17 protein-coding genes are annotated in these 21,911 nt (G+C 72.1%); 13 read left to right on the forward strand and 4 right to left on the reverse strand.

Annotated features, from left to right (window positions below; translation table 11 throughout):
• Nucleotides 1-79: 79 nt before the first annotated feature.
• The gene (gene cofD / locus P8T65_RS28185; protein ID WP_316728005.1) at nucleotides 80-1,039 is read right to left on the reverse strand and encodes a 2-phospho-L-lactate transferase; all 960 of its coding nucleotides are present in this window, start codon (nucleotides 1,037-1,039) and stop codon (nucleotides 80-82) included.
• Nucleotides 1,040-1,156: 117 nt separating this feature from the next.
• Complete coding sequence (locus P8T65_RS28190) at nucleotides 1,157-1,654, reverse strand: cysteine dioxygenase family protein (RefSeq protein WP_316728006.1); 498 nt, start codon at nucleotides 1,652-1,654, stop codon at nucleotides 1,157-1,159.
• Between the two features lie 627 nt (nucleotides 1,655-2,281).
• Here P8T65_RS28190 and P8T65_RS28195 point away from each other — a divergent pair.
• The 3 genes from P8T65_RS28195 (at nucleotide 2,282) to P8T65_RS28205 (ending at nucleotide 7,875) form a co-directional block, all read left to right on the forward strand.
• Complete coding sequence (locus tag P8T65_RS28195) at nucleotides 2,282-2,545, forward strand: WhiB family transcriptional regulator (RefSeq protein WP_003975777.1); 264 nt, start codon at nucleotides 2,282-2,284, stop codon at nucleotides 2,543-2,545.
• 201 nt (nucleotides 2,546-2,746) lie between these two features.
• On the forward strand, nucleotides 2,747-6,376 hold the full coding sequence (locus P8T65_RS28200; protein ID WP_316728007.1) for a glycosyltransferase family 2 protein: 3,630 nt from the start codon (nucleotides 2,747-2,749) through the stop codon (nucleotides 6,374-6,376).
• The gene (locus tag P8T65_RS28205) at nucleotides 6,373-7,875 is read left to right on the forward strand and encodes a DUF5719 family protein (protein ID WP_316728008.1); all 1,503 of its coding nucleotides are present in this window, start codon (nucleotides 6,373-6,375) and stop codon (nucleotides 7,873-7,875) included. The genes P8T65_RS28200 and P8T65_RS28205 overlap by 4 nt, the downstream gene beginning before the upstream one ends.
• 218 nt (nucleotides 7,876-8,093) lie before the next feature.
• Here P8T65_RS28205 and P8T65_RS28210 read toward each other — a convergent pair whose 3' ends face one another.
• Complete coding sequence (locus tag P8T65_RS28210) at nucleotides 8,094-8,549, reverse strand: metallopeptidase family protein (protein ID WP_316731763.1); 456 nt, start codon at nucleotides 8,547-8,549, stop codon at nucleotides 8,094-8,096.
• Nucleotides 8,550-8,896: 347 nt separating this feature from the next.
• On the opposite strand from P8T65_RS28210, the gene P8T65_RS28215 reads away from it, so the two are divergent.
• The 9 genes from P8T65_RS28215 to P8T65_RS28255 all read left to right on the forward strand — a co-directional run bounded on the left by P8T65_RS28215 (nucleotide 8,897) and on the right by P8T65_RS28255 (nucleotide 19,322).
• On the forward strand, nucleotides 8,897-9,319 hold the full coding sequence (locus tag P8T65_RS28215; RefSeq protein ID WP_086804662.1) for a DUF3499 domain-containing protein: 423 nt from the start codon (nucleotides 8,897-8,899) through the stop codon (nucleotides 9,317-9,319).
• A 248-nt stretch (nucleotides 9,320-9,567) separates the two neighbouring features.
• Nucleotides 9,568-11,184 carry an L-lactate permease gene (locus P8T65_RS28220; protein ID WP_316728010.1) on the forward strand — a complete coding sequence of 539 codons (1,617 nt, stop codon included), beginning with the start codon at nucleotides 9,568-9,570 and terminating at the stop codon, nucleotides 11,182-11,184.
• Between the two features lie 117 nt (nucleotides 11,185-11,301).
• Complete coding sequence (locus tag P8T65_RS28225; RefSeq protein WP_316728011.1) at nucleotides 11,302-12,666, forward strand: phosphomannomutase/phosphoglucomutase; 1,365 nt, start codon at nucleotides 11,302-11,304, stop codon at nucleotides 12,664-12,666.
• Nucleotides 12,667-12,898: 232 nt separating this feature from the next.
• Complete coding sequence (locus tag P8T65_RS28230) at nucleotides 12,899-13,069, forward strand: Trm112 family protein (RefSeq protein ID WP_005485663.1); 171 nt, start codon at nucleotides 12,899-12,901, stop codon at nucleotides 13,067-13,069.
• 117 nt (nucleotides 13,070-13,186) lie between these two features.
• Nucleotides 13,187-14,314, forward strand: a complete 1,128-nt coding sequence (locus P8T65_RS28235) for an SIS domain-containing protein (RefSeq protein WP_316728013.1) — start codon at nucleotides 13,187-13,189, stop codon at nucleotides 14,312-14,314.
• Between the two features lie 106 nt (nucleotides 14,315-14,420).
• On the forward strand, nucleotides 14,421-15,572 hold the full coding sequence (manA, locus tag P8T65_RS28240) for a mannose-6-phosphate isomerase, class I (RefSeq protein ID WP_316728014.1): 1,152 nt from the start codon (nucleotides 14,421-14,423) through the stop codon (nucleotides 15,570-15,572).
• A gap of 198 nt (nucleotides 15,573-15,770) precedes the next feature.
• Nucleotides 15,771-16,748, forward strand: coding sequence for a cation diffusion facilitator family transporter (locus tag P8T65_RS28245; protein WP_316728015.1), 978 nt, complete (start codon nucleotides 15,771-15,773; stop codon nucleotides 16,746-16,748).
• 353 nt (nucleotides 16,749-17,101) lie between these two features.
• A complete protein-coding gene (ahcY, locus tag P8T65_RS28250; RefSeq protein ID WP_316728016.1) occupies nucleotides 17,102-18,559 on the forward strand; it encodes an adenosylhomocysteinase in 1,458 nt (485 codons plus the stop codon).
• A 148-nt stretch (nucleotides 18,560-18,707) separates the two neighbouring features.
• A complete protein-coding gene (locus P8T65_RS28255; RefSeq protein ID WP_316728018.1) occupies nucleotides 18,708-19,322 on the forward strand; it encodes a hypothetical protein in 615 nt (204 codons plus the stop codon).
• Nucleotides 19,323-19,410: 88 nt separating this feature from the next.
• Here P8T65_RS28255 and P8T65_RS28260 read toward each other — a convergent pair whose 3' ends face one another.
• Nucleotides 19,411-20,406, reverse strand: a complete 996-nt coding sequence (locus tag P8T65_RS28260; RefSeq protein WP_316728019.1) for an RDD family protein — start codon at nucleotides 20,404-20,406, stop codon at nucleotides 19,411-19,413.
• A gap of 167 nt (nucleotides 20,407-20,573) precedes the next feature.
• Here P8T65_RS28260 and P8T65_RS28265 point away from each other — a divergent pair, with 167 nt between their 5' ends.
• Nucleotides 20,574-21,581 (forward strand): stage II sporulation protein M, encoded by a 1,008-nt coding sequence (locus P8T65_RS28265; RefSeq protein ID WP_316728020.1) that lies wholly within the window; start codon nucleotides 20,574-20,576, stop codon nucleotides 21,579-21,581.
• Nucleotides 21,582-21,911: the final 330 nt, after the last annotated feature.

Here is a 21,911-nt window from a genome sequence, read left to right on the forward strand (position 1 = left end):
CCCTCTCCGCCCGCATCCCCGAGCGCGCCGCGCAGCCCGCCGCGCAGCCCGCCGCGCGGCCCGTCGTTCAGCCCGTCGCTCACGCTCCGCGCACCTCCTCCGCCAGCGCCAGCGCCTCACGCGCCATCTGCGTCGTCGCGTCCACATCGGTCATCATCAGCGGCACGGCCCGGCACCGGATCCCGGCCGTCTCGACCCGCTCGACGACGCCCGCGTCCACCGTGTCGACGAGCCATCCGTCCAGCAGCCCGGAGCCGTAGTGCTCGGCGACGGCGGCGGCCGTGGACGCGACGCCGACGGCGGCGAGGACTTTGTCGGCCATACCGCGCACGGGCGCGCCGCCGACGATGGGGGAGAGGCCGACGACGGGGACCCCCGCCTCGGCGATCGCCTCCCGGATGCCGGGCACGGCGAGGATGGTGCCGACGGAGACGACGGGGTTCGACGGCGGGAAGAGGATCACGTCCGCCTCGGCGATCGCCTCCAGGACCCCGGGCGCCGGCTTCGCCTGCTCGGCACCGACGGGCACGATCGCCTCGGCCGGCACGGAGGCCCGCAGCCGTACCCAGTACTCCTGGAAGTGGATGGCCCTGCGCTCGCCGTCCTGCTCGACGGCGACATGGGTCTCGACGCGGTCGTCGGTCATCGGGATGAGCCGCACGCCGGGCTTCCACCGGTCGCACAGTGCCTCGGTGACGGCGCTCAACGGATATCCGGCGCCGATCATCTGGGTCCGCACGATGTGCGTGGCGAAGTCCCGGTCGCCGAGCCCGAACCACTCGGGACCGACGCCGTACGCCGCCAGCTCCTCCTTGAGGTGGAAGGTCTCGTCGGCCCGGCCCCAGCCCTGCTCCTCGTCGATGCCGTCACCGAGGGTGTACATCACCGTGTCGAGGTCCGGGCAGACCTTCAGCCCGAAGAGGTGGATGTCGTCCCCGGTGTTGCCGATGACCGTGATGTCCGCGTCCGGCACGGCCCGCTTCAGACCGCGCAGGAACCGGGCACCACCGATGCCGCCTGCCAGAACCACAATGCGCATGGCACTCAGTCTCGCAGGCGGGTGCGACAACGGGTCCCCCGGCCGCGATCACGGCCGGTTTCGCGCCGTCCCGGTGAGAGACGGGCCCCGCGGGCTCGGCGGGGCCCGCGCGACCGCTCAGGCCGTGACCGTCGCCGTCCGCGCCGCGCAGGCCTTCGTGTGCATCGGCATCTCCGTCAGGCCGGGGTAGTAGACGTGCAGGCTGACGGCCGGTTCCAGTGTGTCGTTGACGACCTCGTGCGCGTATCCCGGCGCGAACACCCGCTGCGCGCCCGCGCCGAGCACGCGCGTGCCCCGGTCGGTGCGCTCGGTCAGCGCGCCGTCGAGCACGGTCAGCACGCCGGAGGAGCCCCCGTGGTCGTGCAGCCCGGTGCCCTGTCCCGGAACCCAGGACAGCAGCCACACCTCGTACCCGGGGCCGGTCTGCAGCCGGTGGTACCAGCGGGTGGTCGCGTCGTACTCGACGAGGTGCTCCCACCGGGAGCGGTCGTCGGCGAGGGAACGGGCCAGGCCGGCGAACTCGGCCACGGTGACGGGGTGTTGGCGCGGCGCCTGGAGGAGGTGCGGTACTTCGAGGAGGTCGCCGGCGATCTGGAGGTCGCTGTCGCTGTTCATGAAGTGAGGTGGTCCTCGACGATGAGTGCGTGGGGGAGGGCTGGGTTTCGCGTGCGGGAACAGCAGCCGAGCCGGGACGGGCTCAGTGGCAGCCGGAGCGGGGAAGGCTCAACAGCTGGGACAGCAACAGCTACAGCGGCAGCGGGCAGCACCGTGGGACCCGGCGGTCCGGGTAGCGGTGAGTGCCAAGTGCGCGAGCATGCCCACAAGCACAGCGGTTCACACCTCCGCTGTCAACTTCGCGTCCGGTATGTGGATGACCGTTCACCTCTTTCGGTACATCCGCGCGGCGAAAGGTTTGTGCTGGGGGAGTCGGGGACACATGGCGCACAACCCGGAACGAGCGAGTCGGATCGGGCCGGAACGAGATCGAACTCCTGGGCGTCTTTCCCCGTAAGGAAGGGTGATCCGGTGAGAACTCCCCTCTGCGGCCGCGCTGCTGTCAGGGTTTATGCCGATTTGAACACTTTCCGCATAGCCTTGGTTCCGCAGAGTGAATAAGGGGCTCAATAGCAGATCTCGGCTTGACTCGCCCGTAGCAGCACACTTGTAATTTCACTCGTGTCGTTCAGCCGAAATCGGTAACGGCCGCACGACGGGGACGCGAAAGACGGACGAGGGGCGCACATGACCGAGCTCGTGCAGCAACTGCTGGTCGACGACGCGGACGAGGAACTCGGCTGGCAGGAGCGCGCGCTGTGCGCCCAGACCGATCCCGAGTCCTTCTTCCCCGAGAAGGGCGGCTCGACCCGCGAGGCCAAGAAGGTCTGCCTCGCCTGTGAGGTCCGCTCCGAATGCCTCGAATACGCGCTCGCGAACGACGAGCGGTTCGGCATCTGGGGCGGCCTGTCGGAGCGCGAGCGCCGTCGTCTCAAGAAGGCGGCCGTCTGACCCGTCCCGGAACCCGACCCGTCCCGGGAACAGTCGAACAGAAGCAACCGAACATGTCCGGCCCGTCGCGCGTGGGTTGTCCACAGGCGGCGGGCCGCCGTGCTGCTCAGCCGTTAGTGTGGGCCCTCGTCCGAGACGTCCCGCTGTCCTCGCCGGACACAGACGTCCACCGCAGTCCACCGAACCGGGGCCCGTACCTCGATGTCCGTGCACAGCCACACCGCAGCCCACCACGACGCTGCCACGCCCGAATTCCCACGTCATGTGGTGACCGCGGTCCTCGTCGCGCACGACGGCGCGCGCTGGCTGCCCGACGCGCTCGCCGGGCTGCTCGGCCAGGAGCGTCCCGTCCAGAGCGCCATGGCGGCCGACACCGGCAGCGCGGACGACTCCGCCCAGCTCCTCTCCGACGCGCTCGGCGCGGACCGCGTCCTGCACCTCGCCCGGCGCACCGGCTTCGGTCAGGCCGTCGAGGAGGCCAACCGGACCGCGGGCGTCCTCACCGAGGACGACCTCGCCTACCTCCGCCGCCCCAGCGGCTGGGACCCGGTCACCCGCAGCTGGCGCGACGACGCGTACGACATGCCCGAGCTCCCCCACGGCGAGCCGGTCCAGTGGCTGTGGCTGCTGCACGACGACTGCGCCCCCGAACCCGACGCCCTCGCCCAGCTGCTGCGGGCCGTGGAGAACGAGCGCGAGCTGGGCCGAGACGACGTCGCCGTCGTCGGCCCCAAGCTGCGCGGCTGGTACGACCGCCGTCAGCTCCTGGAGGTCGGCGTCACCATCGCCCCCTCCGGCCGCCGCTGGACCGGCCTGGACCGCCGCGAGCAGGACCAGGGCCAGCACGACCACGTCAGGCCCAGCCTCGCCGTGTCCACCGCCGGCATGCTGATCCGCCGCGACGTCTTCGACGAGCTGGGCGGCTTCGACCGCCGGCTGCCCCTCATGCGGGACGACGTCGACCTGTGCTGGCGCGCCACCGCCGCCGGACACCGTGTCCTGGTCGCCCCCGACGCCGTCGTCCGGCACGCCGAGGCCTCCTCGCGCGAGCGCCGCACCGTCGACTGCGTGGGCCGCAGCGCCGCCTCCCCGCACATGGTCGACAAGGCGGGCGCGGTCTACACCCTCCTCGTCAACTCCCGTACGGCCCAGCTCCCCTGGGTGCTGCTGCGCGTCGTTCTCGGCACCCTGCTCAGGGTCGTCGCGTATCTCGTCGGCAAGGTCCCCGGACAGGCCGTCGACGAGGTCCGGGGCCTGCTGAGCGTGCTGCTGCGGCCCGAGCGGATCATCGCCGGGCGGCGCAGACGAGGCCGTCCGCAGCTGGACAAGGGCGAGCTGCGGCCGCTGTTCCCACCGCCCGGAGCGACCGTCCGGGCCACCGTCGAACAGGCCGCCGGTGATCTGTTCGGCCGTTCCGACACCGAAACCTCCCCGGCCGGACGGCACGGCGGCGCGATCGAGTCGGGCCCCGGCGACGACGACGCCGAGTTCCTCCAGGTCGAGCAGTTCGCCCGGCTCAAGCGCGTCGCACGCGCCCCCGGCCCCGTCCTCTTCGCCCTCCTGCTCCTCGCCTCGCTCGTCGCCTGCCGTGGACTGCTCGGCGGCGGCGCGCTGGCCGGCGGCGCCCTGCTGCCCGCGCCCGCGGACTCCGCCGAGCTCTGGTCGCGCTACCTCGACGCCTGGCACCCGGTCGGCGCGGGCGACGCCGAGGCCGCTCCGCCGTATCTGGCCGTCGTGGCCCTGCTCGCCTCGCTGCTGTTCGGCTCCACCGGGCTCGCGGTCACCGTCCTCCTCGTGGCCTCCGTGCCGCTGGCCGGCTTCACCGCGTACTTCGCCTCCCGCCGCCTGGTCGAGTCCCGGCTGCTGCGCGCCTGGGCAGCGATCGTCTACGCCTTCCTGCCGGCCGTCACCGGCGCGCTCGCGACCGGCCGTCTGGGCACCGCCGTCCTCGCGATCCTGCTGCCCCTCATCGCCCGCGCGGGCGCCGCGGCCGCCGGGCTCACGAACAGCACGGGGGCGCGCGGCAGTTGGCGCGCCACCTGGGCGTACGCGCTGCTGCTGACGATCACCACCGCGTTCACCCCCATCGTGTGGCCCATCGCGCTGCTCCTCGGCCTCGGGCTCCTGGCCGTGCGCCGCCGCGAGATCACCGCCTACGGCCTGCGCTTCCTCGCCCAGCTGGGCACACCGCTGCTGCTCCTCGCCCCCTGGTCGCTGACGCTGCTGCCGTTCGGCTTCTTCGAGGAGGCCGGCCTGGAGTACGGCTCCGGCACGGCCTCGGCGACCGATCTGCTCGGCATCAGCCCCGGCGGACCCGGCACGGTCGGCGGACTGACGCTCATCGGCGTCGTTCTGGCCGCCCTGGCCGCCCTGCTGCGCGCGGAACGGCAGCCGGCCATCCGGACCGCCTGGACGGCCGCCCTGGTGGCCCTCGTCCTCGCGGTCCTCTCCAACGGCTCCACCTGGGCCGGCCCCGCGACCCTCGTCTACGGCATCGCCCTCCTCACCGCCGCCACCCTGGGCGCCGACGGAGCCCGCCACCGCGTGGCCGAACAGAGCTTCGGCTGGCGCCAGCCGGTCGCCGTGCTCATCGCGCTCGCCGCCGCCGTCGGCCCGCTGCTGGCCGCCGCCGGCTGGGTGCTCGGCGGCGCCGACGGCCCTCTGGTGCGCCGCGATCCCGTCCAGGTGCCCGCGTTCGTCGCCGAGGAGAGCGGCACCCGCGACCAGGCCCGCACCCTGGTCCTCGAGAGCGACTCCACCGCCGAGGTCGGCTACACCCTGGTCCGCGGTTCCGGCGTCCGCCTCGGCGACGCCGAACTCACCGCCGGAGCCGGGGAGAACGAGCAGCTCGACAAGGTCGTCGCCAACCTCGTGGCGGGCTCCGGCGCCGACCAGACCGACGAACTCGGCGGCTTCGCCGTGCGCTACGTCCTGGTCCGGCCCGGCGCGCCCCGCGAGGTCAGCCGCGTCCTGGACGCCACCCCCGGCCTGAGCAGGCTCAGCCAGCAGGACGGCAGCGCCCTGTGGCGGGTGGACCGCCAGGTCGCGCGCGTCACGATCGAGGCCTCCTCCGGCGCCCCCCGGGCCGTCGCCGCCGGCCCCGTCGAGGTGCACACCACCATTCCGGCCGGCGGCTCGGGCCGGGTCCTGCGTCTCGCCGACACCGCCGACGAGGCCTGGACGGCCACCCTCGACGGCAAGCCCCTCACCCCGACCACGGTCGACGGCTGGGCCCAGGGCTTCCAACTGCCCGTCGACGGCGGCAGGCTGGACGTCACCTTCGACGCCCCGGTGACCCACACCGGCTGGCTGTGGACCCAGGGCTCGCTCGCCGTCGTCCTCGTGGTCCTCGCCCTGCCGGGCCGCCGCCGGGACGTCGACGACGACCTCCCCGACGAGCCCGTCGCCGTGCCCGCCCAGGACCTCACCGGTGACGGCCGTCGCGCCCGCCGGCTGCGCGCCCAGGCGGAGGCGGAGGCCGAACAGCCCACCGACGCGGGCCTCCCGTCCCCCGCGGAGGACGTCCCGGCCGGGGCCCCCGTCCCGCAGCAGCAGCCGTACGGGCAGTGGGCGACCGCGGATCAGTCGGGCGCCGAGTACGGCCACTACGACCAGGCCTACCAGGGCGGCCAGCAGTACCCGGCGGGCACCTACGACCAGCAGCACTACCAGGCCGACCCCTACCAGGGCGCCCAGTACGACCCGTACGCCACCTACGGCAACCACACGGCCTCGTACGACCAGACGTACGCCCAGGGCTACGACGCGACGTACGACCCGTCGCACCGCACCGGCGCCGACACCGAGCGCCCCGACGGGAGCCAGCAGTGAACCGCCAGACCCTGTCCCTGATCGCCGGCGCGACCGCCCTCGCCGCCGTCACCGGCTTCGCCACGCTCTCCGCGCCCGACGCCTCCGGCGGCGACACCACGGCGAAGGCGGCCGCCCAACTTCCCGTGCAGCGCACGAGTCTGCTCTGCCCCCGGCCCAGCACCTCCGACGTCGCGGAGACGGCGTACACCGCATTCACCCCCGTCACCGAGGGCACCGGCCAAGAGGGCCGCGCGGAACTCGTCGCGGCGGGCGGGGGATCGACAGCTCCCGACAAGGGCGGCGACAGCGGCAAGGGCAAGGCCGTCAAGCCGGTCATCGAGGTCAAAGAGCCCGGCAAGCCCGTCGCCGACAGCACCGACGGCGGTGACTCGCCCGCGCTGATCGGCACCGCCGAGGGGAAGTTCGCGCCCGGCTGGACGGTCCAGGAGACCACCGAGGTCGCCGCCGGCACCGGCCGCGGTCTGCTCGGCGTCAACTGTGCCGCCCCCGACACGGAGTTCTGGTTCCCGGGAGCGAGCACGGCCGCGGGCCGCACCGACTACGTCCACCTCGTCAACCCGGACGACTCGGCGGCCGTCGTGGACATCGAGCTCTTCGGCAAGGACGGCGCCCTGAAGTCCACGGTCGGCGACGGCATCACGGTGCAGCCCAGCTCCGACGAGCCGGTCCTGCTGTCGACGCTCGCCACGGCGAAGGAGGCCGACCTCACGGTCCATGTCAACGTCCGCAGCGGCCGGGTCGCCGCCGCGGTCCAGGCCCTCGACGACAAGCAGGGCGGTGACTGGCTGTCCGCCGCGGCCGACCCGGCCGGCAGCCTCGTCTTCCCCGGCATCCCGAAGGACGCCGCCTCCGTGACCCTGGTCGCCTTCACCCCCGGCGAGACCGACGCCGACCTGAAGCTCCGCCTCACCTCGCCCAACGGCCCGATCACCCCGGCCGGCAACGAGACGCTGCACGTCAAGGGCGGCATGACCGCCACCGCCGACCTGGGCGACATCACACGCGGCGAGCCCGGGTCCCTCGTTCTCACCCCCACCGGCGACTCGGTCCCGGTGGTGGCCGCGCTCCGGGTCGTCCGGGGCAAGGGCGCGAGCCAGGAGACGGCGTTCATCCCGGCGACCCGCCCGGTCGGCGCGCGCGCCACGGTCACGGACAACCGCGCCAAGGGCACGACCCTGGCCCTCACCGCGCCCACCGCCGCGGCCAAGGTCAAGATCACCGCGTCTGTGGGCAGCGGGGGTGGTGAGGCCGCGACGAAGACCTTCACGATCAAGGCCGGCACCACCCAGAACGTGGAGATGCCCGCCCCGAACGGCCTCAAGGGCGCCTACGCACTCACCGTGGAGTCGACGTCAGGCGGCCCCGTCTACGCCTCCCGCACCCTGGAATCCAAGTTCGACAACATCCCCGCCTTCACCATCCAAACCCTCCCGAACGACCGGGGAACGGTAGCGGTTCCGAAGGCCCACCAGGACCTGTCGATCATGCAGCGTTAGCGGGTGCGGGTGGGGGTTGTTCGCGCAGTTCCCCGCGCCCCTGAAAAGCGGGGCCTGCGCCCCGTGCTTTTCGCCCCTGAGTGGCCGCAGGCCCTCAAGGGGCGCGGGGAACTGCGCGAGAAGCCCCACCGGACGGACGTCTGGGGGGCGAAGGGGCGCAGCCCCTTGAGGATGGGGCGGCGGGGCGACATCCCTCCGGGGCGCACCCCCACCCCCGGTCAGTCCTCCCCGTACCGAGGATCCACAGTCTCCGGATTCAGCCCCAACAACTCGGCCACCTGCTCCACCACGACCTCATGCACCAGCGCGGCCCGCTCCTCCCGCCCCTTGGTACGAATCTCCACCGGCCGCCGATACACGACCACGCGGGCCGGCCGCCCCTCCCGTGCCCCCACGATCCCCCCGAGCGGCACCGCCTCGTCGTTCCACGCCCCGTCCGACGGCCCGTCGAGCCGCGGCACCTCCAGCACGAGGAAGTCGATGTCGGCCAGCTGCGGCCACCGCCGCTCCAGCCGCTCCACGGAGTCCTGCACGAGATCCGCGAACACGTCCGCGCGGCTCGCCGCGAGCGGCACCTGCGGCGGCGCGATCGGCCCGCGCATCCCCCTGCCGTGCCGATCACGGCGGCGGGGCCCGGGTGCGGATGCGGCGCGGGGCGGTACGAGGTCGTCCATCACCTGTGAAGCGTAGTCCCCGGACGGTCCGCCCGCCCGGCTCCACACTCCCGGCCGCGTCTCCGGACCCGCACCGGCTGACCTGGCATGTCCAACCGGCGCGCCGTACGGCGCTACTCCGGCGCGCCGGTTGGCATGTCGCCGGATGACCATTCCAGCCAAGGTTGGGCTCGTTTCCGTATCTCCGCGAGACCGGCGAACTCGCGCCAATTGGACTGGTTTGTGCGGAAAATTGATCGCGTTCGGCGTCGTTCGGCATTGCGGACGCGCGGCTACTCGCAGGTCAACGCCGTGGGTTCGGAGGGGCGTGTGGGGCGTTTCACAGCACGACACGGGGGGGTGACCTGGTGCAGAGTCGTCGCGGCCCGCTCAAGAGTGCGGTACCGTCCAACGTCGTGAGCCCTGTACGTCGCTGTTCGCGCACCGCTTGCGGCCGCCCCGCCGTCGCGACGCTGACGTACGTCTACGCCGACTCGACCGCGGTCCTCGGCCCTCTCGCCACCTACGCCGAACCCCACTGCTACGACCTGTGCGCCGAGCACTCCGAGCGCCTCACCGCGCCACGCGGCTGGGAGGTCGTACGGCTGCTGGACGCCTCGGCCCCCGCGCGCCCCAGCGGTGATGACCTGGAGGCCCTTGCCAACGCCGTGCGCGAGGCGGCCCGCCCGCAGCAGCGCGCGGCCGAGGCCGGTGGCGGCGCCCGCACGGCCGACCCGATGGAGGTCGCCCGCCGCGGCCATCTCCGGGTGCTGCGCTCACCGGACAACTGAGCACACGCTCCCCGGCGGCCGACCCCCGGACGCACCCCGCGAACTAGAGCCCCACGCGGGCTCGTTGCCGAGAATCCGCGAGTCCGTGCATCCCTCCCGTCGCCCTCCGTCCCGTCGTGGCTGTTTCCGTTCGCGCCGTTCCGCTCCGTGGTGCACACCCGTTGACGTCCTGTCGGTGCGGACGCGATCATTCCGGGTGCCCGTGCCATGAGAAGCCGCTTCCGTATCGCGGAATCCGGGGAGGCTCCGTGTACGTCCAGCAACTGGAACCCGTGGCCGGTTCACTCGGCCTGTCCGCCCTCGTAGCGACCCTGCCCCTCGTCACCGTCCTGATCCTGCTCGGCGGTGTGCGACTGAAAGCCCATCTGGCAGGCCTGATCGGCCTTCTGGCGGCCCTTCTGGTCGCCTGGCTCGCCTTCCGCATGCCGCTCGGCCAGACGCTCTCCAGCGCTGCCCAGGGGGCCGCTTTCGGCCTCTTCCCGATCATGTGGATCGTCGTCAACGCCCTGTGGGTGTACCGGATGACCGTCCACACCCGGCACTTCGACATCCTGCGCCGCTCCTTCGGACGGCTCTCCGACGACCCGCGCATCCAGGCGCTCGTCGTCGCGTTCTGCTTCGGCGCGCTCCTGGAAGCCCTCGCCGGCTTCGGCGCGCCGGTCGCCATCTGCTCCGTCATGCTCGTCGCGCTCGGCTTCGAACCGGTGAAGGCCGCCGTGGTCGCCCTGGTCGCCAACACCGCGCCCGTCGCCTTCGGCGCCATGGGCACCCCGGTCGTCACGCTCGCGCAGGTCACCGAACTGCCCCTGGACACCGTCGCGTCCGTGGTCGGCCGCCAGACACCGCTGCTCGCCCTCGTGGTGCCCCTGGTCCTGGTCTGGCTCGTCGACGGGCGGCGCGGGCTGCGCGAGACCTGGGCGCCCGCCCTCGCATGCGGACTCGCCTTTGCCGTCGCCCAGTTCATCGCCTCCAACTACGTCTCCGCGCAACTCGCCGACATCGGCGCCGCCTTGCTGGGCGCGGGCGCCCTCGTCGCCGTACCGCAAGCCCGACGGCCCGCCGCCGCGCCCGTACGTGCCACCGTCCTGACCGGCGTACGCAGCGACGGCCTCGACGAGCGGGACCCCCGGCGCGAAGTCCTGCGCGCCTACGCCCCGTACGCGCTGATCGTCGTGATCTTCTCCGTCGCCCAGATCCCGGTGGTGAAGGACTGGCTGGCCGGGGCGACGCGGACGTACGACTGGCCCTTCCTGAACGTCACGGACCCCGTCGGCGACCCCGTCGGAGGCAACGTCTTCACCTGGCCGATCGTGTCCACCGGCGGCACGCTCGTGCTGCTCGCCGGTGTGTGCACGGCCGTCGTCCTGGGGGTCCACGCGCGCGTGGCGGTCAGGGAGTGGGCCGCGACGGTCCACGAACTGCGGTTCGCGATCCTCACCGTGACGTCCGTGCTCGCCCTCGCCCACGTCATGAACCTCTCCGGACAGGCCGCCACCATCGGCCACTTCGTGGCGGCGGCCGGCGCGGGACTCGCCTTCCTGTCGCCCGTCCTCGGCTGGTTCGGCGTCGCGGTCACCGGCTCGGACACCTCCGCCAACGCCCTGTTCGGCGCCCTCCAGGTGAGCGCGGCCCGCGAGTCGGGCCTGTCGCCGGAACTGCTCGCCGCCGCCAACAGCTCGGGCGGGGTCCTCGGCAAGATGATCTCCCCGCAGAACCTCACCATCGCCTGCGCCGCCGTCGGCCTCGCCGGGCGCGAGGGAGACCTGCTGCGCAAGGTGCTGCCATGGAGCCTCGGGCTGTTGCTGGTGATGTGCCTGATCGTGGTGGGGCAGAGCACGCCCGTACTGGAATGGATGCTTCCCTGAGGGCCCTCCGGCCGGACCGGCGCCGTCCCGGGCGGCCACTCGGAGGTACCACCGTCGGCTGTCGGTGCGCCCGAGTAGTTTGGGGTGATCCGGTGGGGACTTCAGGAGGGTGTGGCCATGGCGGCTGATCTGTCGACGATCGTGAAGGCGTACGACGTACGCGGGGTGGTCCCGGACCAGTGGGACGAGCCCCTGGCCGAGCTCTTCGGGGCGGCCTTCGCCCAGGTGACCGGCGCGGACGCCGTCGTGATCGGCCACGACATGCGGCCGTCCTCGCCCGGCCTGTCCCGCGCCTTCGCCCGCGGCGCGGCGGCGCTCGGCGTGGACGTCACCGAGATCGGCCTCTGCTCCACGGACCAGCTCTACTACGCGTCCGGCGTGCTGAACCTGCCCGGCGCGATGTTCACCGCCTCCCACAACCCCGCCCAGTACAACGGCATCAAGATGTGCCGCGCCGGAGCCGCCCCCGTCGGCCAGGACACAGGTCTCGCCGAGATCCGCGAGCTGGTCGAGGCCTGGAGCGAGTCGGGAGCCCCGGCCCCGGCTGCCACACCGGGGACGATCACCCACCGGGACACGTTGGAGGACTATGCGGCGCACCTGCGCGGCCTCGTCGACCTCACCTCCGTCCGCCCCCTGAAGGTCGTCGTCGACGCGGGCAACGGCATGGGCGGCCACACCGTCCCCACCGTCTTCGCGGGCCTGCCGCTGGACCTGGTCCCGATGTACTTCGAGCTGGACGGCACGTTCCCGAACCACGAGGCCAACCCCCTCGACCCGGCGAACATCGTCGACCTCCAGAAGCGCGTCCGCGAGGAGGGCGCCGACCTCGGCATCGCCTTCGACGGCGACGCCGACCGGTGTTTCGTGGTAGACGAGCGGGGCGACGCCGTCTCGCCCTCCGCGATCACCGCCCTGGTCGCCTCCCGCGAACTCGCCAAGCACGGTGGCAAGGGCACGGTCATCCACAACCTGATCACCTCCTGGTCCGTCCCGGAGGTGGTGCGCGAGAACGGCGGGACGCCGGTGCGCACCCGTGTCGGCCACTCCTTCATCAAGGCCGAGATGGCCAGATCCGGCGCCATCTTCGGCGGCGAGCACTCCGCCCACTACTACTTCGCGGACTTCTGGAACGCCGACACGGGCATGCTGGCCGCCCTCCACGTCCTCGCCGCTCTCGGCGGCCAGGACGGCCCTCTCTCCGGCCTCCTCGCCGAGTACGACCGCTACGCCGGCTCCGGCGAGATCAACTCCACGGTCGCCGACCAGTCGGACCGCCTGGCCGCGATCCGCTCCGCGTACGAGAACCGCGAGGACCTCACCCTGGACGACCTCGACGGCCTCACGGTCTCCGCGCCCGACTGGTGGTTCAACGTCCGTCCCTCCAACACGGAACCCCTCCTGAGACTGAACGCGGAGGCGAGGGACGAGACGACGATGGCAAAGGTGAGGGACGAGGTCCTGGCGATCATCAGGTCCTGATCTGGAAAAGTACGGGGCACAGCCCCTGCTTTTCCAGGGGCGCGGGGAACTGCGCGAGCAGCCCCACCGGGCGGACGTGTGGGGGTCAAAGGGGCGCAGCCCCTTGCGGAGGGACGGGTAAGGGCGGCGCGGGCGCAAACGGCACCGGCCCCCAACCCCGGCGCCAACCCCCGCACGGCGGTACTCTGACCAGGCCGCACCGCACGAACCCGCCCCCCGAAGGGACCCCGACATGCCGCTCGAAGCCGGCCTCCTGGAGATCCTCGCCTGCCCGGCGTGCCACGCCCCCCTCACGGAGGAGGACACCGAGCTGACCTGCACGAGCCAGGACTGCGGCCTCGCCTACCCGATCCGGGACGGCATCCCCGTACTCCTCGTCGACGAGGCCCGCCGCCCCGCCTGACCCGCCCGACCTGCAGGTCCCGCGCGATCACGCTCCCGCGCAAGGCGTAACCCCGCACGAGCCGGGAAACCCGGCAAAAGGCGCATCAGGGCACCTGGTGATCGGAGGCTGCCGCCCATGCTCGACGAATCGCTGCTAGACACCCCCGACGCCCTGTCGGAGGCGGACCGCCGCGACCTGCTCCGCGGCGCCGCCGAGGCGGGCGCCCGGGTCCGCACGGCCATCCGTCTCGGCACCGAGGCCGGTATCCCCGACCTGAAACCCGACGGCCGGCCCCGCGCTCTCCTGATCGCGGGCCCCGGCATGGCCTCCGCGGGCGTCGCCGACCTGCTCGGCGCCCTCGCGGGATCCAGTTGTCCCCTCACCCGCCTGCACCCCACCGGCGTGGCCCCCGCGGCGGGTGCCCTGCGCTGGGACCTCCCGGGCTGGGCGGGCTCGGTCGACCTCCTCCTGATCGCCACCGCCGACGGCGCCGAACCCGGCCTGGCGCTCCTGATCGACCAGGCCTACCGCCGCGGCTGCACGGTCGTCGCCGTCGCCCCGCCCCGCACCCCGGTCGCCGAGGCCATGGAAGGCGCCCACGGACTCTTCGTACCGATGGCGACCGGCCCGTACGAGCAGGAGGTGCCCCTCGGCGCCGCCGCCCCCGGCGTGCTGTGGGCGCTGCTCACCCCGATGCTCGCGCTGCTGGACCGCACCGGCCTGGTCGCCGCCGCGCCCGACGCCCTGCAGAAGGTCGCCGACCGCCTCGACCACGTCGCCGAGCGCTGCGGCCCCGCCATCGCCACCTACAGCAATCCGGCCAAGACGCTCGCCGCCGAGCTGGCCGACGCCCTCCCGGTGATCTGGACCGAGGGCCAGGCAGCGGCCCCCGTGGGCCGCCGTTTCGCTTCCGCGCTCGCCGAGCTGGCGGGGCGCCCGGCCCTCGCCGCCCAGCTGCCGGAGGCGCTCGCCTCGCACACGGTGCTGCTGTCCGGTCCGCTCGCCGCGAGCGCCGACCCCGACGACTTCTTCCGCGACCGCGTCGAGGAACCGCCCGCCCTCCACGCGCGCGTGGTGCTCCTTCGCGACCGCCCCACCGGCGGCCTCAGCGCCGTCCCGGCCGCCCGCGAGCTGGCCCTCGGCCACGACACCGCGATCAGCGAGCTGGAACCCGAGGAGGGCACCGACCTGGAGACCCTCGCGGAGATGATCGCCATCACCGATTTCGCCGCCGTTTACCTGTCGCTCGCCTCCGGAGCCTGATCCTCACGGACGCTTCCGAAGCCCGACCCGCGCGGAGCCCGATCCCGACCGGGCCCGACCTCGACCGGGGCCCGGCCGGCTCCCCACGTACGGAGAAACACACACCATGGACCGCCTCGACAACACCGTCCGCCCCTACGCCTGGGGTTCGACCACCGCCATCCCGGAGCTCCTCGGAGTGGCCCCCACGGGCGAGCCGCAGGCGGAGATGTGGATGGGAGCCCACCCCGGCGCGCCCTCGCGCACCGGACGCGGCCCCCTCACCGAGGTGATCGACGAGGCACCGGAACGCGAGCTGGGCACCCGGACCGTCGAGAAGTTCGGCCCCCGCCTCCCCTTCCTCCTGAAGCTTCTCGCCGCCGGCGCGCCCCTCTCCCTCCAGGTCCACCCCGACCTCGAACAGGCCAGGGAGGGGTACGAGGACGAGGAGCGGCGCGGCATCCCGATCGACGCGGGACACCGCAACTACAAGGACGCCAACCACAAGCCGGAACTGATCTGCGCCCTCACGGAGTTCGACGGCCTGTGCGGCTTCCGCGAACCGCTGCAAGCCGCCGAGCTGCTGGCCGCCCTCGACGTCGACTCCCTCAAGCCGTACGTCGACCTCCTGCACGCCCACCCCGAAGAGGCGGCGCTGCGCGAGGTGTTGACCGCCGTCCTGGGCGCCGACCCCGAGGAGATGGCCCACACCGTCACCGAGGCCGCGGCCGCCTGCGCCCGCCTCGGCGGCGCCCACGCCCCCTACGCCGACATCGCCCACCACTACCCGGGCGACCCCGGCGTCATCGCCGCCATGCTCCTCAACCACGTACGCCTGCAGCCCGGCGAGGCCCTGTTCCTGGGCGCCGGGATCCCGCACGCGTACCTGAACGGCCTCGGCGTCGAGATCATGGCCAACTCCGACAACGTGCTGCGCTGCGGCCTCACCCCCAAGCACGTCGACGTCCCCGAACTCCTGCGCATCGTCCGCTTCGAGGCGACCGACCCGGGCGTGCTGCGCCCGGAGGCGTCCCCCGACGGCGAAGAGGTCTACGAGACGCCCATCGACGAGTTCCGCCTCTCCCGCTTCGTCCTCCCCGAGGCCGCCGCCCCGCACGATCTCACTCGCGCCACCCCGCAGATCCTTCTCTGCACGGCTGGTTCGGTCCGGGCGGGCGAACACACCCTCGCCCCCGGCGAGTCCGTCTTCGTACCGGCGGACGAGAAGGCCGAGGTGTCCGGCCCGGGCACGCTGTTCCGCGCGACCGTGCTCGCGTGACGGCCTGACGCACTCCCGATCCACGACCCCTTCCGATCCACGTCCCCTCCCTATCCACGACCCGATGCACCGACACCGGGCCGGGCTGCAACAATGCCCCCTGCAAAAGGCGGGCAAAGCCCGGCCGGTGACGGACCGAAGCGTGGGTACCCATCCCGCGCACAGACGTATGCGTAGGCGAAGGGACACCTCGGACACATGAGCGCGTCAGGCGGCACCAAGGCGATCGTGGCGGCACTCGCCGCCAACCTCGCGATCGCGGTAGCGAAGTTCGTGGCGTTCCTCTTCAGTAACTCGTCGTCGATGCTCGCCGAGTCCGTGCACTCGCTCGCCGACTCCGGCAACCAGGCCCTGCTGCTCCTCGGCGGCAAGAAGGCCAAGCGCGAGGCGACCGCCGAACACCCCTTCGGCTACGGCCGCGAGCGCTACATCTACGCCTTCCTCGTCTCCATCGTCCTCTTCTCCGTCGGCGGCATGTTCGCCCTCTACGAGGGCTACGAGAAGATCAAGCACCCGCACGAGATCGAGGCCTGGTACTGGCCGGTCGGCGTCCTCGTCTTCGCGATCATCGCCGAGACCTTCTCCTTCCGGACCGCCATCAAGGAGTCCAACGTCCTGCGGGGCAACAAGTCCTGGACCGAGTTCGTCCGCCACGCCAAGGCCCCCGAGCTGCCGGTCGTCCTCCTGGAGGACCTCGGCGCCCTCGTCGGCCTGATCCTCGCCCTCGGCGGCGTCGGCCTCGCCCTGCTCACCGGCGACGGCGTCTGGGACGGCATCGGCACCCTCTGCATCGGCGTCCTGCTCATCCTGATCGCGATCGTCCTCGCCGCCGAGACCAAGTCCCTCCTCCTCGGCGAGTCCGCCGGCGCCGAGGACGTCGAGAAGATCGCGCAGGCCGTCGTCGACGGCGACACCGTCACCCGCGTCATCCACATGCGCACGCTCCACCTCGGCCCCGAAGAGCTGCTCGTCGCCGCCAAGATCGCCGTCCGGCACGACGACACGGCCACCGAGGTCGCGAACGCCATCAACGCGGCCGAGGCCCGCATCCGCGAGGCCGTCCCGATCGCCCGGGTCATCTACCTGGAGCCCGACATCTACAGCGAGGCCGAAGCCGTCAAGGGCGCCGACCCCGAGGCCGCGCCCGGCGGCCCGACCGCTCCCGCCGAGCACTGACCCACCGGCCCGTTCGGGCCGTTCCACCAGGCACCGAACACCGGGGCCCGTCGCACGAACGACCGCGACGGGCCCCTGCCCGTTCCCCGCCGGACCGCTCTCTTCGGCTCGATCTGTACGCAGGCGGACTGGGGCAGGCAGAGCCAACCGGTGTAGCTTGGGACGGAGCCAGACGTCGCTGCTGATGGCGGTCGGGCGGTCCCACCGCGGACCGACCGAGGGAGAGAGGGCCTCCGACGGACTGCGCTGCGCGCACGCGGGCATGCCCGTGTCTCCTTCGGGGCACCCCTGTGTCCGCCGCCGCGCAGACCAGCCCTACCCACCCTCGACCCGACACCGAGGAGCAGTTCGCAATGACGACTGTCGACAACCGGCAGGACTTCAAGGTCGCCGACATCTCCCTGGCCGCGTTCGGCCGCAAGGAGATCACCCTCGCCGAGCACGAGATGCCCGGTCTGATGGCGATCCGCAAGGAGTACGCCGAGTCCCAGCCGCTGGCCGGCGCCCGCGTCACCGGCTCCCTGCACATGACCGTGCAGACCGCTGTTCTCATCGAGACCCTGGTCGCCCTCGGCGCCCGAGTCCGCTGGGCCTCCTGCAACATCTTCTCCACCCAGGACCACGCCGCCGCCGCGATCGCGGTCGGCCCGAACGGCACGGTGGACAACCCCCAGGGCGTCCCGGTCTTCGCCTGGAAGGGCGAGACGCTGGAGGAGTACTGGTGGTGCACCGAGCAGGCGCTGACCTGGCCGGACAGCCCCACAGGCGGCCCGAACATGATCCTCGACGACGGTGGTGACGCCACCCTTCTGGTGCACAAGGGTGTCGAGTACGAGAAGGCGGGCGAGGTCCCGGCGGTCGACACCGCCGAGAACGAGGAGCACCGCGTCATCCTCGAACTCCTCAACCGCACCATCACCGAGGGCTCGCAGAAGTGGACCCAGCTCGCCTCGGAGATCCGCGGCGTGACCGAGGAGACCACCACCGGCGTCCACCGCCTGTACGAGATGCAGCGCGACGGTGTCCTGCTTTTCCCGGCGATCAACGTGAACGACGCCGTCACCAAGTCGAAGTTCGACAACAAGTACGGCTGCCGCCACTCCCTGATCGACGGCATCAACCGTGCCACCGACGTCCTCATCGGCGGCAAGACGGCCGTGGTCTGCGGCTACGGCGACGTCGGCAAGGGCTGCGCGGAGTCCCTGCGCGGTCAGGGCGCCCGTGTCATCGTCACCGAGATCGACCCGATCTGCGCCCTGCAGGCGGCGATGGACGGCTACCAGGTCACGACCCTCGACGAGGTCGTCGACAAGGCCGACATCTTCATCACCACGACCGGCAACAAGGACATCATCATGGCCTCGGACATGGCCAAGATGAAGCACCAGGCCATCGTCGGCAACATCGGCCACTTCGACAACGAGATCGACATGGCCGGCCTCGCGAAGATTCCCGGCATCGTCAAGGACGAGGTCAAGCCGCAGGTCCACACCTGGACGTTCCCCGACGGCAAGGTGCTCATCGTGCTGTCCGAGGGCCGTCTGCTGAACCTGGGCAACGCCACCGGTCACCCGTCGTTCGTGATGTCCAACTCGTTCGCGGACCAGACCCTGGCCCAGATCGAGCTGTTCACCAAGCAGTCCGAGTACCCGATCGGCGTGTACACGCTGCCCAAGCACCTCGACGAGAAGGTCGCCCGCCTCCACCTCGACTCGCTCGGCGTGAAGCTCACGACCCTCCGTCCGGAGCAGGCCTCGTACATCGGCGTCGAGGTCGAGGGCCCGTACAAGCCGGACCACTACCGCTACTGATCCGCCCGGCGGTGGGTGCGTCGCACCTCGACGCACCCACCCAGGCAGAAGCACCCAGGCAGGCCCCCCGCACCCCCGTGCCGGGGGCCTGCCCGTTCGGCGCCTCAGTCCCGTCGGCCGGACCCGCCCGTCAAGACCCAGGACCCCCATGCCCCGCGGCCGGTATTCGCTCCAAGACCCGCACGACCACACCCTCCTCGCCGAGGAACACTTCCACTGCGCGCCCGGCCCGTCCGGCTGGCGCTACGTCTCCCAACTGACCGCCCCCTCCGGCGACCATGCCGGCTCCGTCGACCTGGCCATCGATGAACTCGGCCGCCCCATCCGCCTCGAACTCCACGCCGCCAGCTGGCAGGTCCGCGGCGCCGCCCTCGACGGCGTCACCTGGGTCCGCACCGACCCCACCGGCACGGAGGCCACCGAAGGCAATGTCCGCGCCCACGCCTTCACCGGCACCTCCCCGGCGTTCCTGATCGCCACCGCCCGCCTGCTGCGCCTCACCCCCTCCGCCCCGGCCACTCGCGTACGCCTCGTCGCCTTCACCGACCCGGTCCTGGCCCCGCGCACCCTCGACCAGTCCTGGGCCTTGATCGAAAGAGAAGCACACGCCACTGACAACGGCCCCCTGGTGGTGGACGAATACCAGGTCACAGCCCTGGACACGGGCGAGCGGCACACCGTTCACATCGCGGGCGACGTCGTCCTGGCAGCACCCGGAATCGAGCTGGAGCACCTGGAGACACCGCCGTCCTCGTTCGACTGAGGCACGGTCCGCCCCGCGTGGCCGGCCGGTGAACGACCGACGGACCGACCCGGCGCTGTGCGGCAGCGCCCCCGGGCGGACCCGGGACTCAGGCGGGCGGGGCGAACCCGGTGCTCGGTGGCCGCTCGGGAGACGGCGTGTGCGGCGGCTCGGGGGCGGGCGGGATGCCGGGAGCGGCCGGACCGGGAACGCCGGAGGGCCCGGGTGCGGGAGCGGATGGGGGCACGGGTGCGGGGCCTGCGGCTCCGGCGGGCGGCGCGTACCCGAAGCCGCCGGCAGCGGGGGCCGGGCCACCCGCAACCGCACCCACACCAGCACCCGAACCCACCCCGGCCTTGCCCTGGAAGGCCTGGCGAGCCTCCCGGGCCTGCCGCTCGTGCACCACTGCCGCCAGATACGCGCCCGGCGGCACCCCGTAGGGCGCCGGAGCCCCGGTACGGGCCGCGAGGTCCGAGGCGAGACGTTCCGCCATGGCCGCACCGACGTGCGGGTCCAGCTGCCGCATCCGCGTCAGGTACTGGCGGATGGCCAGCCACAGCCCGTCCGGCACGGCGGAGAGGTCGAGCGCGGAGAACTGTCCCGCGAGCCACGGCGGGGGCGGAGGCACGAATGCCGCCCGTCCGGCCGGAACCCGCTCCCGCACGACCAAGGTCCCCGCGAACACGTCACCCAGCCGACGCCCTCGCGCCGACACGAGTGAGGCGATGCAGGCGACGACCCCGAACGTCATCAGGATCTCGACCACCCCGACCGCCCCGCGTACCAGCGCGTGCCGGAACCGGATCGGACCCCCGTCGTCCCGCACCACCCGCAGCCCGCAGACGAGCTTCCCCAGCGAACGCCCATGGCTCAGCGTCTCCACCGCGATCGGCCCGCCCACCAGGACGAGCAGGAAGCTCGCGATGGATATCGCCGTCTGCGCCGCCTCGTCCAGACCGGCCGTCGACAGCACCAGGATCAGGACCACCGCGAGGTAGACGACCACGGCCACGACCAGGTCGAGCAGCACGGCCAGCGCTCGGCTCGGCAGCTTCGCGGGACGCAGTTCCAGCGCCACCGCCTCGCCCGTCACTAGCTCACTCACACCCGTAGTCCCTTCCGGATTCATCCCCTGACCTGCCCCGAGAGTGGCCAGTCTGCCAAGCTGAGGTCATATCGCGCCCCAGTACGACCAGTACGACCATTGCGATCAGTAGGACCAGCGCGACAAGCCGGCACGCAGTGCGAGACGGACAAGGAGCAGCACACCCGATGGACCTCGATGTCTTCGTGTCCGCCCATCGTGCCGAGTGGGACCGCCTCGACGCCCTGCTCCGCCGCCAGCGCCGTCTCGACGGAGCCGAGGTCGACGAACTCGTCACCCTCTACCAGCGCACCGCCACCCACCTCTCATTGATCCAGTCGAGCGCTCCGGACCCGCAGCTCACCGGGCGCCTCAGCCAACTGGTGGCACGCGCGCGCAGCGCCGTCACGGGAAACCGGCGCGCTTCCTGGCGCGACGTCACCCGCTTCCTGACCCAGGGCTTCCCCGCAGCGGTCTACCGCTCCCGTCACTGGTGGGTCCCCACAGCCCTGCTCTCCACCCTCGTCGCCGTGCTCCTGGGGTGGTGGATCGGTACCCACCCGGAAGTCCAGGCCGGCATCGCCGCCCCGGACGCCCTCCGCGAGATGACCCGACCCGGTGGTCAGTACGAGACGTACTACTCCAGCCATCCCGCTGCGTCCTTCGCGGCCCAGGTGTGGACGAACAACGCCCAGGCCGCCGCGATGTGCCTGGTCCTGGGGATCTTCCTCGGCCTACCGGTCCTCTGGATCCTGCTCCTGAACATGCTCAACCTGGGCGTCGGCATCGGCCTGATGACCTCGGCCGGCCGCCTCGACGTCTTCCTCGGCCTGATCCTCCCGCACGGCCTGCTGGAACTGACCGCCGTCTTCGTGGCCGCCGGCACCGGGCTGCGGCTCGGCTGGACCGTCATCGACCCAGGGCCCCGCACCCGCCGGTCCGCCCTGGCCGAGGAGGGGCGAGCCGCCCTCGGGATGGCGATAGGCCTGGCGCTGGTCCTCTTCGTGTCCGGCGCCATCGAAGGCTTCGTCACCCCGTCCGGCCTCCCCACCTGGGCCCGCATAACCATCGGAGTCCTCGCCGAACTCGCCTTCCTCGGGTACGTCTACATCCTGGGCGGACGCGCCGTCCGTGCCGGTGACACGGGCGATGTCGAGGAGCACGAACGCAGCGCCGCGGTCCCCACCGCCGCCTGATGTGCGTCCACCCCCGTCGGGCTGTTAGTCTCCTCTTCGTTCCCGCAGGAGCCGTTGACACGGCCGATGTGGGGAGGTAGATTAGAACAGTTGCCCAGAGGTGGCCATACCCCAGGGCGGCGGTAAAAATCTACCGACTCCTCGTGAATGCAACATTGCCGAGCGAGTCCACCCGATGAATCAGGAATGAACGTCCGGTCAGTCCGGTCAAAAACTTCTGATAAAGTCGGACTCGCCGAAAGAAAGCCGCAAGGCAATCAATTAGGTAAGGCCCTCCAGCGGCCGCCGGAAAAGAATTCCGACCGGAAACGGAACGGAAAACGGATCTGG

This window comes from Streptomyces sp. 11x1, assembly GCF_032598905.1.
Lineage (GTDB): Bacteria > Actinomycetota > Actinomycetes > Streptomycetales > Streptomycetaceae > Streptomyces.